We start from the raw sequence: 15,501 nt of genomic DNA on the forward strand, positions 1-15,501 counted from the left end.
ATTTCAGTTTTTTCGATATCGACATTAGGATTAGAGTAGTGTAACTCGATCATACTTTTAATTTTATCTTCAGGATTGTCAATGATTTCAGTTACTTCAACATCGTAAATTAAGTCTTTACCAGCTAATTCGTGGTTGAAATCAACTTTTACTCTTCCACCGTTTACGGTTAAGATTTTTCCGGTTGTTCCTTCGGAATTGATTTTCATACCTGGAACAGGGTTCATACCTTGTTTTCTGAATTCTTTGATTGGAACTAATTGGATTAATTTAGGGTTGCGAGGACCGAAAGCATTTTCAGAATCAACTTCAATGTGTTTGGTTTCACCAGCTTCTAATCCTTTAATAGCTTCTTCAATAGCAGGCAATAAGTGGTTTCCTCCTACAACAATTGGAATTGGTTTATAAGTTTTATTTTCTTCAAAAATACCTGCTTCTTGTGCAACTTCATCATAAGTAGTATCAAATACTTCATCAGTTTCTTTAACTTTACCAGTAAAGTTTACTCTAACAAAATCTCCGTTATCTATAGCCATAAAAATTACGCTCCTTAATAATTTTGATTGAATAATTTGTTAATAAATATAACATTTTATAATTTTAGTAACCATCACTTATTAAAGTTTTGCTAAAAATACTTTTCAAATGCTCTTTCTAAAAAATTAATATTAAATAGAAATAAATTTATATTTCATGCAAAGGCGAGGTGCAGTTAATTTGCCCCTTCATGGAGGTCATCCTCCAAGGTGGCTATTTTCGAGAATGGTTGACCTATCAGGAGCATTAGCTTCAGTTATCATCGAAGAATATAGTTTAAATGAATTTTTAAACAGAATATCCAACCCCTATTGGTTTCAGGCATTCTCATGCGTTTTGGGTTTTGATTGGCACTCATCAGGCACAACCACCACAACATTGGGTGCCCTTAAAGCTTCATTAAGTCCCGAAGAGCATGGAATCTATTTGACTGGAGGAAAAGGGGCGAAATCCAGAAGAACCCCACAAGGAATCGAACATGCTGGAGAAGTGTTCAATCTAAAAACAAAAACTACTGAAAAGCTAATTGAAACAAGCAAATTATCCGCTAAAATCGACAATTCCTGTATTCAGGATGGATACACACTATATCAGCATAATTTCTTCATTACGGAAAAAGGGGACTGGGCCGTTGTCCAACAGGGACTGAATACAGAAAACAAATATGCAAGAAGATACCACTGGCTAGGCGAAGAAGTAGATAAACTCCTAAATGACCCCCATAGTGGAATTTCCTGTGATAAAATAACTCCAGATACATTGAACATGTCTTCAAAAGAAAGCGAGGAAGCACAAAAAATAAGTGTTGACTTGATTAATGATAATCCAAATCATCTAAGACAATATTTTAAAAGAAAGGATAATCAAATGCTTTTAGAGGATTTCACAATGCCTGAGCATCACCCCGTTTTAGACATGGACATTTCAGATAAGGAATTTGAAGTTCTCACAAGAGCCTGGGAAATACAGCCTGAAAACTACGAAGAACTAATTTTACTTCAAGGAATCGGACCCAAAAAAATAAGAGCGCTTGCATTAATCTCCGATTTGGTTTATGGAGAACCCGCCAGTTGGAAAGATCCTGTAAAATACAGTTTTACCCATGGAGGAAAAGACGGCTTTCCATATCCTGTTGATAGAGAAGTCTATGACAATTCCATAGAGACAATACGGGATGCTCTTGAGCAAGCAAAAATTAAAAAAGACGATAAATTAAAAGCCATCAAGAGACTGGACGATTTCATATCCTAACGGTTTTCATTGTGAATATTGACATTTTTTCCATGAGCCGTAGGAATAACTTCAAGCACAGGATTTTCAAACTCGAGTTCAAATTCCTTGCCGTCCATCAATAAATGCTGGAATACCGCAAGAGATGATACTTCAGAATGAGGCTGTGTTGTTACGGATACATTCCAGTCTGCTGCCTTATAGACTTTTCCAGGAACTTTAGATCCCCCAACGACAATTAGAATATCTGCACCTGATTGTCTAACCTCCGGAGCTATTTCATGAGCTTGAGAACCATACATTGTCAAATGAACCACCTTTCCACCATCAGCTTTCCATTTATTGATAACACCCATGTAGCTTTCAGTGTATTCAATTTCAAAAGAACCGCCAAACCTTGATGCTGTATCCCTTACATTATCCATGAGCTTATTGTCCCTTTCACCGGCAAGATAGATTTTGCTAGCTCCAAAAGCACGGGCAGTCAAACATACGTGAGTTGTAATACGAGTATCTCTTTTTAATCTGTGGTCCAATCTTAAAACATTAACATTCATAATATCCTTAAAAAAATAATCAATTAATCTAATATTTCGAATTTAAAATATATAATAATTTGCTTGACAAAAAGATGGGTTCCACTCACCGTTATGTGGAGGAGGAATTATGAAAAGAGCCTGATGGAGTAAAATAATATTTCATTTAGTGAGTGGTAAACCACATCAAAACTAAATATGGGATGTTCAATTAATAAATTAATGCTTTTTTCATAGTCAATAATGATTTAAAGATATTAAATTTATTTAAATGAAAAATCAGAAGAAAAATAAAGCAGATGCCATAAACAATAATGCCATTAAACGACCTACCTCATTACTCATTCCCAAAACATCACCGTTGGCAATTCCAAAATTGCGCCTTGCAATGAGTGAAATAATTATTCCGGAAAATATTGCTCCCAAAACACCGCAAACACCAACGATATCGCCTAACAGAAATGCAATGACACAAACAATAACTGTTGAAATCAGATATTTTGAAGGAGTGGTCTCAAAAATGAAATAACATCCGATTCCCGGAGTCAATGGTATAGACAACAAGGCAGTTGTCAGAAGAGATGTTTTTGCAGCCATTTCACATATAATTATTCCAATTAAAAAATTATAATCCAGAATATTATAAATACCTGCAACGGTTAAGCTCGCTACCAAAAATAATGTTGCAACTCCCCCTGCCCCGACAGAAGAATCCTTCATTACTTTAATTTTGCGTTCCGGGTCCCCATGAACCATGACACCATCCGCCATGTCCATAACACCGTCCAAATGATTATAACCTGTGATAATCATTAAAAATGCATAAACAATAGCCGCTGTGAAAAATGAATTTAAATGAAGGAAATTTAAAGATACATAACCACAAATTGCCGCAAAAATGCCTATAAACACGTGTAAAAACGGCCAACACCATGTTAACTTAGTCATATATTCAAGAGACGTATAAACGCGAAGCGGCAATATTGTTGAAAATGTCAAAAGCCCTAAAAGTGATCTGATAGGTGAGAATTCTTCATCTTCAAAGTAGTTATCTTCTTCCATAATTATTCCTCAAAAATCTAAAATTTTGAAATATTGCTTAAACCTATTTCTTAATTATATTATATTCACCATAATATATTATTCTAATCGAATATTTTTGACACACATCCTGCAATTAAACCTGTGAAAATATCATCCAGTACCGGAGGCAAGCCATAAATAATTCCAGGTTTTGCTTCATGATATCTTTTAAAATTAAAAGTTGCCTTAGTTCCTGCAATCTGATTTGAAATGGCCAGACCCAAAACCTCATCAGCATACAAATATGCCTTATTGCCATTTGCACCGACTTCCCGTATTCTATTTCGGGCCAAGTCCTGCTCGGTTCTCATGGCTGCAACAATAAGAGTTATGACATTGATATCAGTCAAAGACTTAAAAATCTGCGATTTCATCTTTTCCCTTAGCTCGTCGGTTACTTCAATGTCTGAAACAAGTTCCAATCCTGCATCAACCAAGTCTCCGATTTGGATTCCTTCCGCAACAAAATAATCCAAAATGCCGAATGTCAAGTCAAGTCGCCTGAAAGCATCTTCAATGCTTATTTCAACAGCATCTTCAATGCGGACTTTCAATTCTTCAAAATTAACATCATCATATTCCGCATTGTTAATATCCAAACTGTTTCCATCAGATTCAGGAATATTTGAAAGTACAGCAAGAAAATCATTGGTGTTTAGGATATTTTGAATATGTAAAGGCAAAGCCATCTCCGCAAGTACCTTGGCCTTAATATTTGTTATAGCCTTAAAGACTTTCAAGAGGTCTTTAGGAGACAAAATCATATCAAGATATAAAATATGGCTTAAGTTAATTCTCGCATCAGCAAACCCCTTAGGAGAGTTGGCAACCTGAAGATGTTGGGTAAACTCTTCAATTACAACATCATTGGCCAAAAATGTAAAAAGAGTCAAGTCACCATATGTATTTTTGAAATATTGAAGAGATTCACTGGCTTGTGCAATATATGAACCTTGAGAGTGATTGAAAACTTCCGCCTTTTTGGCGGTTGCATCAAAATCGTCCTTAGCCTTGAGAATATTGACATTTTCAACAATATCAATGCCGTCACCGACAGTGAAATCGCTGAAGGCTAAAAAATACTTCGGATTATTGATGCAAATGCCATAATCCTTTTCAATGATATTAATTTTCATGATATAACCTAACATATATCTATATTAATTATTTAATTTAAATTTTATATTATATCAAAAAAAAGGACATTATATTATGACAATCATTATTGACCCACAATCAAGCGGAATAGCTGGAAACATGATAATTGGAGCGCTTGTCGATTTGGGCGCGGACAAGGATGAATTAAAGGAAATCATGGAAAAATCAGCTAACCCCTTTGGAAAAATTGAAGTAATCTTTGATAAAGTTACAAAACATGGAATCGCATCTACATACTGTCATGTGGAAATGCTTGAAAGCGAACATTCCATTAAGTATACTGATTTCATTGAAAAAATTGAAAGTCTGAATTTGGAAGATGACGTTAAAAAAACTTCCATAAAAGTATTCGAAAGAATGGCTGAAGCTGAAAGCAAGGTTCACGGCAAACCTTTAGAAGAAATTCATTTTCATGAAGTTGGAGCGAGTGATGCAGTAGCGGATGTGATAGGGTCAATTTATGCATACTACTCACTTAATCTCGACAAACAGAAAATCATTGGTCTTCCAATAGCCGTTGGAGGGGGAAGAATCAAAACTTCACATGGCATACTGTCTGTTCCGGTTCCTGCCGTTGTAGAGATACTTAAAGATGCAAAGATTGTTGGAGGGCCTGTAGACAGCGAACTTGCAACACCGACCGGAAGTGCGATATATGCTGAAATATGTGATGAAATAAAAGAATTTATACCTCAGATTAAACCTAAAAAGATAGGATATGGTGCGGGCAGGAAAGACTTCAATCATCCGAACGTTTTAAGAATCATTGAAGCACCAGACATCACAGAAAGTGATGAAATTGATGTTATTGAAACAAACCTTGACCATTTAACCGGAGAGGAAATTGGATATCTGTTTGACAGGCTTCTGGATTCCGGGGCTAGTGATGTATCCATCACCCCAATAATAATGAAGAAAAACCGTCAGGGAAGTCTTTTAAAAGTAATTTCGCCAAGAAAAAATAGGGATAAATTGGTTGAAGTTATCTTTGCAGAAACCGGAAGTTTAGGAATTAGAATTGCTCCAAATCTACACAGAGGAATCGCTGAAAGAGAATTCATTAAAAAATGGTTTGAAATTCAAGGCGAAAAATTTGAAGTGACCTTTAAAATAGGATATGTTAATGGAGAAATTATATCATCCAGACCAGAATATGAGGATTTGAAGCAAATCGCCGAAAAAACTGGTCTTCCGCTGATAAAAGTTAAGGAGATTGTAAAATGAAAAAAGCCATTTCCGTATTATCCGGAGGCCTTGACTGCACTGTGGCAACAAGCGTTTATGCAAAAGACTATGATATTCATGCCATTACATTTAATTATGGGCAGAAGAGTTTTAAAAGAGAATTAGAAGCTTCAAAAAAAATCTGTGAGAAAATGGGATTTGAACATAGCGTAATTGATCTTCCATGGTTGGCTCAAATAAGCAATTCATCCCTGAATACAAGTGAAGAGATTCCTGAAATTAAAGAAGAAGAATTGGACGATATAAAAAAAAGCAGCGAAACCGCAAGCAGCGTTTGGGTTCCTGCAAGAAATATGGTGTTTACTTCCATTGCAACTTCATTTGCCGAAAGCATTGGCGCTGAAATAATAATAGTTGGATGGGATGCCGAAGAAGCTGCAACATTTCCAGACAACTCAAAAGAATTTTTAAATACATTTAATGAACTTATTGAAATTGGTTCGCCTGAAAATATTAAAATTGAAGCACCTGCCATCGATTTAAATAAAGAGGAAATTGTCAAGTTAGGCCTAGAAGTTGGTGCTCCAATGGAAATAAGCTATTCATGTTATGCTGGCAGAGAAAAACACTGCGGCGTTTGTGAAAGTTGCATGAGACGCAAACGCGCATTTAAAAAATTAAATATAGAAGACTTGACTGAATATGAACAGTGACTAGTCATATTTCTCCAAATCTTTTTTCCAATTTGCATCATCCAATGAAATCTCATTCCTCATGCAAAATGTCACATTTTCAACGGAAGAATATAAATCTTCTACACCGCGTTTGGATTTTGCATAATTTGCAACCCTGGATTTTCTAATTCCTAAAGCACCCGCTTCAGCGTATGAATCGATATCAGCACCAATGAAAATAAATTCCCAACTGTGACTGGAAATCATATTTTTAATCTGATCTTTTGAAAACTCAACAGATGAGTTCTCCATTCCATCAGTCATAATGACAAACAAGACTTTGTTGTCAATTTTGTGATTAAGGGTAGTGATTGTTTTTCCGATTGCGTCCAAAAGTGCTGTACATCCCCTTACATAATATTCTCTTTCAGTCAATTCAGATACATCATCAATTGATTTTCTTTCATAAAGCACTTCATATGCATCATCAAAGAGAATTGTTGTTACATTGGTGTTGAATCCTTTTTCCCTTTCTCTTTCAATGAATGAATTGAATCCTCCAATTGTATCTTTTTCGGAACCGTGCATTGATCCGCTCCTATCAATCAAAAATATCAAATCTAAGTCTTGGTTTTGAGGTACTTTTTCCATGTTTATTCACTTCCTTGAAAATTTTAGGTGTTTTTGTGAAACCTTGTTAATAAGTTGTTAATAACTTACACACAATATATTAACAAAAAGTAGTATATAAACATTTCGGAAAAATATGAAAAAAATAAAAAAAGAGTTAATCTAATTTGTCTAAGACATCCAAACCTGTTTCAGATAACCTGTAAAGACGTCCTTTTCTAACTTCAGGATTAAGACATTCAACAATATCCTTCTCCTTTAATTGCCGCAATACATTGGATATATGATTAGGTAAAATACCACTATCCTCCGCAATTTCTTTAGGCATCTTAACCTCATCCTTAAGAGACTTTAAAACTTTGACCCTATAGGATGACTTGTTCACGAATTTTACTTTATCCTCCATATAATATCCCCCTCAATTTACTTTATTTCCACAGTTCATACAGAAAGCATCACCATCACCAATAGGAGCGCCACAATTACTGCATTTTAGCTCGACATCAAAATGAGCGCCGCAAGTTGTGCAGAACTTATCGCCAATATCTGCAACAGCACCGCAATTTTGGCAATATTTCTTATCATCACTAACCAAATGAGAAGATTTGAATTCTTCTTTTGGAGTTGGAACATCACTTATAACAGGCGCTGAGTAAAAGTCCTTTTGATTTTCAATTTCAACAATTAATTCATTCATAACAGCTATCCTTTTACTGTCTGATGGATGTGTTGAGAAAAAATCATGACTGTTTGGATTTCCACCAGCCATGCTCTGCCAGAAATGAGGAATTCCAGAAATATCATAACCTGCCCAATGAATTATCATCATACCCAATTTATCGGCTTCAAGTTCCTGGTCTCTACCCCAAGGATTCATTAAGAAAAACTGAGAACCTACACTTGCAACATTTGTTGCTGCTCTTGTAAGACTTCCAATACCGCCCAAACCAACAAGGTCCAAAGCAAAACTACCTATCCAAGCGGCAGATGTAATAGCATTTTGAGCATTTTGAGCGCTGATGCGTGTTCTTGAGTGATCTAGGAGAGCATGTGCCATTTCATGACCCAAAATAAAAGCTACCTTTTCTTCAGTGTTAGCAACTGAAAGAATGCCTGAAAACATTACAATCTTGCCCCCCGGCATGCAATATGCATTCACAGTATCATCAGCCACCAAATGGAAATCCCAATCATAATAATCTTGAGTATAATCGCTTCTTCCAATTTGAGCCAGATAATTTTCAACCGCCTGAATCAATCTAATAGCTACATTTCTAACTAACTGACCTTGAGGAGTGTTATCTAGAAGTTGAGCGCGATTTATCACAGAATAATATTCATTATAAGACTCCTGCAAGAACTTATCATCATTTACAATATCAAAATGTGATTTCCCGGTAAATGGGTTAATTTTACTACGATCATCTTTTGCCATAATTCATCACATCTACATAATTATATTATTAATTTGTGTATAAAAAGTTTTTTAAATAAGTCTAAAAATCCCTGTTTAATCATTGTTATCGGGCTGGTGAATATTGACAAAATCATTGTATGTTATAAATTCGTGGCCCCTGCTTTTCAACATCTTGATTAATTTATCCAATCGTTCAGCCATCTGCAAACCACTGTGATTTCGTATTATAAAGGGTATTTTAAATTCAGGATGTTCATTGAGTTCAAAAAACTCCCACGGATGGAAATAAGTCACAAAGTATCCATCATGGCCAAGTGCACGGCGAACCATCCAATGGTAAACACATTCAGGCAAATTGTGCAATGACAACCAAAACAGCGGAAAGCGCAACCAGGGTGTCACCGATGCAGGAATCTGCATCACACCATCTTCCATAAACCATGTGCGAGGAGTCCTCAGATTCATGTATCGACCTGGAATGAATGCCGGATTAAGTGATGAATTGTACCTGTAACCAACTCTCCGGATTTCCGATTCAACAACAGGAAACATGCGAGGTTGACGGTATCCGGTCACAGTAAGCCCTGTGACACGTTCCACAATTTCCTTTGAACGAGCAAAATCTGTTTCCTTCGGCTGCCAGTGGTCTACGCCATGACAAGCCACCTCATGACCTTCCCGAATGATGCGTTGCATTGTCTCCGGAGCATTTTCAGCAAAGTTACCTGTGCAAAAAAATGTGGCACATACATTATTCTCCTTTAAAACATCTAAAATACGATTTGTACCTTCTATTGATACTAGAATACCTTCTTCTAAAGAATAATCAACACCTTGCTCGCGGGGCACATCAAACTCCTCAATATCAAAACTTAGTAATATCATCTTTCCTCTTTTTGGATATGGAATATTCCAACGGAACTATTAATTTCAAAACTACTTTTATGTTATTATCAAACTCTAAAATAGAATTATATTCTTAATAATTAATAAAATTAACTTAGTAATTCCATTTACAGTGATGAAAAATGTAATTTTGATGAAAATAGGATTATATACTTTTTGAAGTATAAAAAATGGAAATCATCTATTCAAAAACCATATGAATGAATTTTACCAGTTAAAATAATGCAAATTATTTATAGTATTTCCAATATATATCTTATCATGGATTTTTTGAGTATTGTTGTTCCGTGTTTTAATGAAGAGGAATCAATAGGGATTTTTTTTAAAGAAATTGAAAAGGTATTAGCGGGCTATGATTATGAAATCATATTCATCAATGACGGATCCAGTGATAATACTCTAAAAAATATCAAAGATATAGCCAATGAAAATTCAAGTGTTAAATATATTTCCTTCTCAAGGAATTTCGGTAAAGAGTCTGCAATATATGCCGGCTTGAAAAATGCTTCCGGAGATTTGATATGTGTTATGGATGCTGATTTGCAGCACCCTCCAAATTTGCTTCCGGAAATGCTTGAAACAATATCCAATGGAGATTATGATGTTGTTGCAGCAAGAAGAATTTCAAGAAAAGGGGAACCTAAGTTTAAATCATTTTTCTCTCATCAATACTATAAAATTTTCAATAGAATTTCTGAAATGAATCTTGTGGAAGGTGCAACAGATTATCGTGTAATGACCAGACAGGTTGTAAATTCAGTGCTGGAATTGAATGAATTCAATCGTTTTTCAAAGGGTTTATTCCAGTGGGTTGGTTTTGACACCAAATGGATTGCCTATGAAAATGTTGAAAGGGTTGCCGGTGAAACCACATGGTCATTTTGGGGATTGCTTAAATACTCAATAGAAGGAATTGTTGCATTTACAACAGCCCCATTGTCAATATCAACATTACTGGGCTCCATTTTTTCAATTGTTGCATTTATTTACATGATATTTATTATAACTAAAAATTTACTTTATTCTGATCCAGTTCAAGGTTTTGCCACAATAATGTGTGCCATTCTACTTTTAGGAGGCATACAATTACTTTCAATTGGAGTTTTAGGCAAATATTTGGAAAAAACATACCTTGAAACTAAAAATAGGCCAATTTTCATTGTCAAAGAATCAAATATTGATGATATGTGATTTAAATGAGATTAGATAAGGAACTGGTTTTATATGTCTTTTTTGGAACATTGACATTCTTCGTTAATGTAATAGTATATTTCCTTTTTGAAAACATATTTGGGGTCAATTATATCATTTCAAATATTATTGCCTGGTTTTTTTCTGTCCTGTTTGCATATATCACCAATAGAATTTGGGTATTTGAAAGCAGAAGCCCCAGTATCCTTAAAGAAATGTCACTGTTCTTTGGAGGAAGAATATTTTCAGGTGCAGTTGATACTGCTTTGATGTATCTTTTCATTGATGTCTTGACAATTGGAGATTTAATATCAAAAATTGTTGTTCAGGTCATTGTAGTGATTTTGAATTATGTATTTTCAAAATTGATTGTTTTTAAATGAAAAAAAGAAGTAATTAGAGAAATAATCTCTAAATTAAATTTATATATTGTTTGAATGGGTGCTTCCTAATACTTAAAACAAGTACTTTTCTTTTTACTGTAACAGTTATTGCAACTTTGACAAATTGCAACACCTTCACCGTCACGTTTCCAATCCGCTAGAAAATCAGCTTGAGCAACAAATGGTTTGGACATTGAAACGAATTCCACTTTTGAATTATTTAATACATCGTTGATTTTAGCCATTTCCCTTAAAGATCCACCCAAAATAACTGGAATGTCAACTGCATCTATCAAATCATCAACATAAACTAAAAATGGATGTTTTTCGCCCTTATCATAAATCTGTGAAATAGTACGTGCGGTTAGTTGAATGCTGTCTGCACCGGCTTTTTCAAGTTCACAGGCAATAGCAATGCTTTCATCTGCAGTTATTCCACCTTTTCTTACATCCCACGGATTGATTCTGCAACTTACATGCATATCCATTGTCTTTTTAATGACTTTTATGATTTCAGAAGAAATCCTAACACGATTTTCAGTGTTTCCACCATATTGGTCTTCTCTCTGATTGAAATAAGGATTCATGAACCTCGCCAAATAAAAATTATTTCCCATATTGATTTGAATACCGTCGAATCCTGCAAATGAAAATTTTTTAGCAGCCATTATGACTTCTGCCTGTAGCTTCCTTATGCCCTCAGGAGTAATATCATTGGCCTCCACTTTCTGATTTTCACCATCGTCATAATAGAAAAATGCCAACTGCCCTAAAATAGGAACATCAAATTCATGAGCAATATCTGTAACCATTTTATATTCTTTAATAAACCCCGGATAGTTTAAACTAGTGGAATAAGGGAAAAATCTGTCTTTGTAATCAAGAGCAAATATTTCAGAAACAATAGCTCCAACACCACTAGATGCCATTTTTTCATATCTATCATAAATAGCAGGTGTTAAAAAGCCCCCTTCTTCAGTTTCGGTTTCCCATGTACCTGTTCTGACAATCCTGCTTTTAAGCTTTAAATCACCTAAACTACATTCATCAAAAATATCCTTCATAAAAACTACTCCAAAATAATAAAAATAAAAATATAAAAAAAAGTAAAATAAAGGTAATCTATTTGATTACCATTAAAGTGTCACCAGCGCTTACTGCATCACCAGGTTCTACAAAGATTTCTTCCACAACACCATCCACTTCAGATTGAATGTCATTTTCCATCTTCATAGCTTCAATGACACAGATAGTTGAGCCAGCTGTAACCTTATCTCCAACATTAACATTGAGTTTGATTACCATACCCTGCATGGAAGAAGTAACTCCTCCTTCAACCGGTTTGAAAGTTCCATTAGCAGTTTCTTCAATTTCCATAAATCCTGTAGGCATGATTTTAACTTCAAATACATCCCCATCGACTTCAACATTGTATTGAGTTGGAATTCCAATACCGTCATCCTCACCAAATGCACGAGCCGGTTTAAGTTCTTCTTCTTCGGCTTCACCTTTAAGGAATTTTGGTGCTATTGGAGGATACAATGCATAAGTCAAGGCATCTTCATCGGATTTTACAAATCCCTTTTCTTCACCTTCAGCCTTGAATTTATCAAATTCAGGTTCCAATAAATCTGCAGGCCTGCATGTAATGACTTCTTCATCCCCAATGATTTTACCTGCAATCTTTTCATCTACAGGAGCAGGAGGTTTACCATACATTCCTTTCATATACTCTTTTACTTCATTGGAAACAGTTTTGTATCTTTCTCCACCTAAAACATTCATTACAGACTGAATACCTACGATTTGACTGGTTGGAGTTACAAGAGGTGGGTAACCCATATCTTTTCTAACACGAGGCATTTCTTCAAGCACGTCATTGTATCTGTCGAGTGCATTTTGTTCTTTAAGTTGAGAAATCAAGTTTGAAAGCATTCCACCAGGAATTTGGTATAATAAAACGTCAGCATCAATACTTTCAGAAATAGGATCAAGAATTCCAGAGTATTTTTCCTTAATATCCTCAAAGTATTTTTTAATGTGAGCCAATAATTTCAAGTCAAGCCCTGTGTCAAATTCTGTGCCTTGCAGAGCTGCAACCATACTTTCTGTTGGAGGTTGGGAAGTTCCCCATGCAAGAGGTGAAATTGCAGTATCCAAAATATCCACACCCGCCTGACATGCAGCATAATAACTAATAGGAGTCATACCACTAGTACAATGACAATGCAAATCCACAAGCAAATCAGTTTCTTCTTTTAGTGCGGAAACTAAGTCATAAGCAGCAGTAGGAGTGATTAAACCTGCCATATCCTTAATAGCTACAGAATCACAGTCAAGAGCTTCCAAATTCTTTGCCAAATCGACGAAATCATCTAATGTGTGAACTGGACTGATTGTATAACTTATAGTTCCTTGAACATGGGCTCCTTGATCTTTAGCAACCTTAATTGCTTTTTCCATGTTCCTAATATCATTCAATGCATCGAAAACTCTAAAAATGTCCACACCGTTTTCGTATGATTTTTCAACGAATTTTTCCACAATATCATCAGGATAATGTTTATAACCCACTAAGTTTTGCCCTCTTAAAAGCATTTGAATTGGAGTTTTGTTAAATTCAGATTTTAATTGTCTTAATCTTTCCCATGGGTCTTCATTTAAATATCTAATACAAGTATCAAAAGTAGCTCCACCCCAGGCTTCTACTGAAAAATAGCCTACTTTATCCATTTCTTCAGCAATAGGAATCATGTCTCTGGTTCTCATCCTAGTTGCAAGTAAAGATTGGTGAGCATCCCTAAGTGCTGTTTCAGTAAATCTCACTTTAGCCATTATTTTACACCTCTTTCAAAATTATTATTAAAATTCCTAAAATATCCAACTATAATATATGTCTTTATTATTATATAAAGTATACTAAAAATGAATAGTATATATTTTTCAGATAGGGATAAAATAAAAAAAACAGAATTTAGAACGAATATATTAGATATTCATTCAAGATTAGACTTAAAAAACTAAAATAAAAAAATAAATTGAAAAATTATCTTTCTATTTCACCAGAAATGAATTTTTCAACATTTTCATATGCTTCATCATCATCGAATTGGACTGGAGGATGTTTCATGGTATATGAAGAAATGGATGTTAATTGTCCACCAACACCTCTTTCCAAACCGATTTTACAACATCTGACCGCATCGATTACACAACCTGCAGAATTCGGAGAATCCTCTACACTCAATCTAAGTTCAATGTTCATTGGAACGTCACCGAATGTGCGTCCTTCCATTCTGAGGAAACATAACTTATTGTCATTTTGCCATGGAACATAATCACTAGGTCCAATGTGTATATCACGATCATCCATTCTTTCATTTAAAACTGATTGAACAGCTTCTGTTTTGGATTCTTTTTTGGAGTCTAGCCTTTCCCTATTGAGCATATTTAAAAAGTCAGTATTACCACCTGTGTTGATTTGATAGGTTCTATCTAATTTCACACCCCTATCCATAAATAAACTAGCTAATGTCCTATGAGTAATAGTAGCACCAATTTGAGCCTTAATATCATCACCAACTATAGGAATTCCTTTTTCTCTAAATTTAGCATCCCATTCATCATCACTGACAATGAATACAGGCATGCAGTTTACATAAGCGATTTCAGCATCAAGTGCACATTGTGCATAATATCTTGCTGCTTCTTCAGAACCTACAGGCAAGTAGTTAACTAAAATTTCGGCACCGCTTTCTTTTAAAACACTGACAACATCCACCGGTTCCTCATCACTTACAACGAATGTGTATTCATCATCATAATTAGACATATGTTCGGCAACACCATCTAAAACATGACCCATGCTTACTTTAACGTCATATTTTGGAATATCCTTTTGGAAAATAGTTGTACAGTTAGGTTTTGCAAAAATTGCTTCATCTATTGTTTTTCCAACTTTTCTTGCATCTACATCAAAAGCCGCAACAACTTCAATGTCACTAGGTTCATATCCTCCGATATCCCAGTGCATAAGTCCTATTGCATCTTCTGGCTTTTTACCATCATAATAATGAATTCCTTGAATAAGGGAACTGGCACAGTTTCCAATTCCAACAATTGCTATTTTAATTTTGCTCATTATAACACCAGCTAATATTAAAGTAATACTTTAAATAAATATAATACTAATATATGTTTATTATTAAATATACTTTATAAAATTATTGTTTCATAGGAGAAAAATTGATAAAGTATATTGATTTCATTAACTGAAATTGCATCATATCCGCTTGAAGAAAGTAAAAAAAGCTATTTATGAAGATTATTTAAAATATATTAATGACAAATTAAAATATAACTTGAATGAATTTGCAGACAAGAATGATGCAAAGAACTTTTCAAAATACTTGAGGAATTCCAATGAACCCCTATATCGAAATATTAAGGCCAGGAAATGCTGTGATGGGCGCAATAGCAATCATATTAATTGCAATTATTGATAAAACAATTAGCATACCAATAATCCTTGCGATGCTTGCAGTATTTTTTGAAACAGCGGCAGGAAATGT

At 34.7% G+C, this 15,501-nt stretch carries 16 protein-coding genes; 5 read left to right on the plus strand and 11 right to left on the minus strand.

Annotation, left to right across the window (positions count from 1 at the left end; all coding sequences use genetic code 11):
• Window positions 1-536: peptidylprolyl isomerase (locus tag ACJMLZ_RS06985; protein WP_405304894.1), on the minus strand; the 536-nt coding region annotated here is incomplete at its 3' end.
• A 157-nt stretch (window positions 537-693) separates the two neighbouring features.
• Between ACJMLZ_RS06985 and ACJMLZ_RS06990 the strand changes: the two genes are divergently transcribed.
• Complete coding sequence (locus tag ACJMLZ_RS06990; RefSeq protein ID WP_405304896.1) at window positions 694-1,788, plus strand: DUF763 domain-containing protein; 1,095 nt, start codon at window positions 694-696, stop codon at window positions 1,786-1,788.
• Here ACJMLZ_RS06990 and ACJMLZ_RS06995 read toward each other — a convergent pair.
• The 3 genes from ACJMLZ_RS06995 to ACJMLZ_RS07005 all read right to left on the minus strand — a co-directional run bounded on the left by ACJMLZ_RS06995 (window position 1,785) and on the right by ACJMLZ_RS07005 (window position 4,522).
• Window positions 1,785-2,327, minus strand: a complete 543-nt coding sequence (locus ACJMLZ_RS06995; RefSeq protein ID WP_405304924.1) for a tRNA (cytidine(56)-2'-O)-methyltransferase — start codon at window positions 2,325-2,327, stop codon at window positions 1,785-1,787. The genes ACJMLZ_RS06990 and ACJMLZ_RS06995 overlap by 4 nt on opposite strands.
• Before the next feature lie 255 nt (window positions 2,328-2,582).
• Complete coding sequence (gene cobS, locus ACJMLZ_RS07000; RefSeq protein WP_405304898.1) at window positions 2,583-3,365, minus strand: adenosylcobinamide-GDP ribazoletransferase; 783 nt, start codon at window positions 3,363-3,365, stop codon at window positions 2,583-2,585.
• Between the two features lie 83 nt (window positions 3,366-3,448).
• Window positions 3,449-4,522 carry a phosphatidylglycerophosphatase A gene (locus tag ACJMLZ_RS07005; RefSeq protein WP_405304900.1) on the minus strand — a complete coding sequence of 358 codons (1,074 nt, stop codon included), beginning with the start codon at window positions 4,520-4,522 and terminating at the stop codon, window positions 3,449-3,451.
• 76 nt (window positions 4,523-4,598) lie between these two features.
• On the opposite strand from ACJMLZ_RS07005, the gene larC reads away from it, so the two are divergent.
• Both larC and queC read left to right on the plus strand, forming a co-directional pair.
• A complete protein-coding gene (gene larC / locus ACJMLZ_RS07010) occupies window positions 4,599-5,768 on the plus strand; it encodes a nickel pincer cofactor biosynthesis protein LarC (RefSeq protein WP_405304902.1) in 1,170 nt (389 codons plus the stop codon).
• The gene (gene queC / locus ACJMLZ_RS07015) at window positions 5,765-6,442 is read left to right on the plus strand and encodes a 7-cyano-7-deazaguanine synthase QueC (protein WP_405304904.1); all 678 of its coding nucleotides are present in this window, start codon (window positions 5,765-5,767) and stop codon (window positions 6,440-6,442) included. The genes larC and queC overlap by 4 nt, the downstream gene beginning before the upstream one ends.
• On the opposite strand, the gene ACJMLZ_RS07020 is transcribed toward queC, so the two are convergent.
• From ACJMLZ_RS07020 to ACJMLZ_RS07035, 4 genes are all read right to left on the minus strand, one after another.
• Complete coding sequence (locus ACJMLZ_RS07020) at window positions 6,443-7,054, minus strand: vWA domain-containing protein (RefSeq protein WP_405304906.1); 612 nt, start codon at window positions 7,052-7,054, stop codon at window positions 6,443-6,445. It lies immediately after the preceding gene.
• Window positions 7,055-7,190: 136 nt separating this feature from the next.
• Window positions 7,191-7,439, minus strand: coding sequence for a transcriptional regulator (locus ACJMLZ_RS07025; protein ID WP_405304908.1), 249 nt, complete (start codon window positions 7,437-7,439; stop codon window positions 7,191-7,193).
• A 12-nt stretch (window positions 7,440-7,451) separates the two neighbouring features.
• On the minus strand, window positions 7,452-8,468 hold the full coding sequence (locus ACJMLZ_RS07030; protein ID WP_405304910.1) for a M48 family metallopeptidase: 1,017 nt from the start codon (window positions 8,466-8,468) through the stop codon (window positions 7,452-7,454).
• 75 nt (window positions 8,469-8,543) lie between these two features.
• Window positions 8,544-9,335 carry a polysaccharide deacetylase family protein gene (locus tag ACJMLZ_RS07035; protein WP_405304912.1) on the minus strand — a complete coding sequence of 264 codons (792 nt, stop codon included), beginning with the start codon at window positions 9,333-9,335 and terminating at the stop codon, window positions 8,544-8,546.
• A gap of 282 nt (window positions 9,336-9,617) precedes the next feature.
• Here ACJMLZ_RS07035 and ACJMLZ_RS07040 point away from each other — a divergent pair, with 282 nt between their 5' ends.
• Window positions 9,618-10,547: a glycosyltransferase family 2 protein gene (locus ACJMLZ_RS07040; protein WP_405304914.1), complete on the plus strand. Its 930-nt coding sequence runs from the start codon at window positions 9,618-9,620 to the stop codon at window positions 10,545-10,547.
• Between the two features lie 5 nt (window positions 10,548-10,552).
• Window positions 10,553-10,930, plus strand: a complete 378-nt coding sequence (locus ACJMLZ_RS07045; protein WP_405304916.1) for a GtrA family protein — start codon at window positions 10,553-10,555, stop codon at window positions 10,928-10,930.
• 65 nt (window positions 10,931-10,995) lie between these two features.
• Here ACJMLZ_RS07045 and ACJMLZ_RS07050 read toward each other — a convergent pair whose 3' ends face one another.
• From ACJMLZ_RS07050 to ACJMLZ_RS07060, 3 genes are all read right to left on the minus strand, one after another.
• Window positions 10,996-11,994, minus strand: a complete 999-nt coding sequence (locus tag ACJMLZ_RS07050) for an NADH-dependent flavin oxidoreductase (protein WP_405304918.1) — start codon at window positions 11,992-11,994, stop codon at window positions 10,996-10,998.
• Window positions 11,995-12,052: 58 nt separating this feature from the next.
• Window positions 12,053-13,765, minus strand: coding sequence for a sodium-extruding oxaloacetate decarboxylase subunit alpha (oadA, locus tag ACJMLZ_RS07055; protein WP_405304920.1), 1,713 nt, complete (start codon window positions 13,763-13,765; stop codon window positions 12,053-12,055).
• 211 nt (window positions 13,766-13,976) lie between these two features.
• A complete protein-coding gene (locus ACJMLZ_RS07060; RefSeq protein ID WP_405304922.1) occupies window positions 13,977-15,071 on the minus strand; it encodes an inositol-3-phosphate synthase in 1,095 nt (364 codons plus the stop codon).
• Between the last annotated feature and the right edge of the window lie 430 nt (window positions 15,072-15,501).

Source organism: Methanobrevibacter sp. (assembly GCF_045126245.1).
Lineage (GTDB): Archaea > Methanobacteriota > Methanobacteria > Methanobacteriales > Methanobacteriaceae > Methanocatella.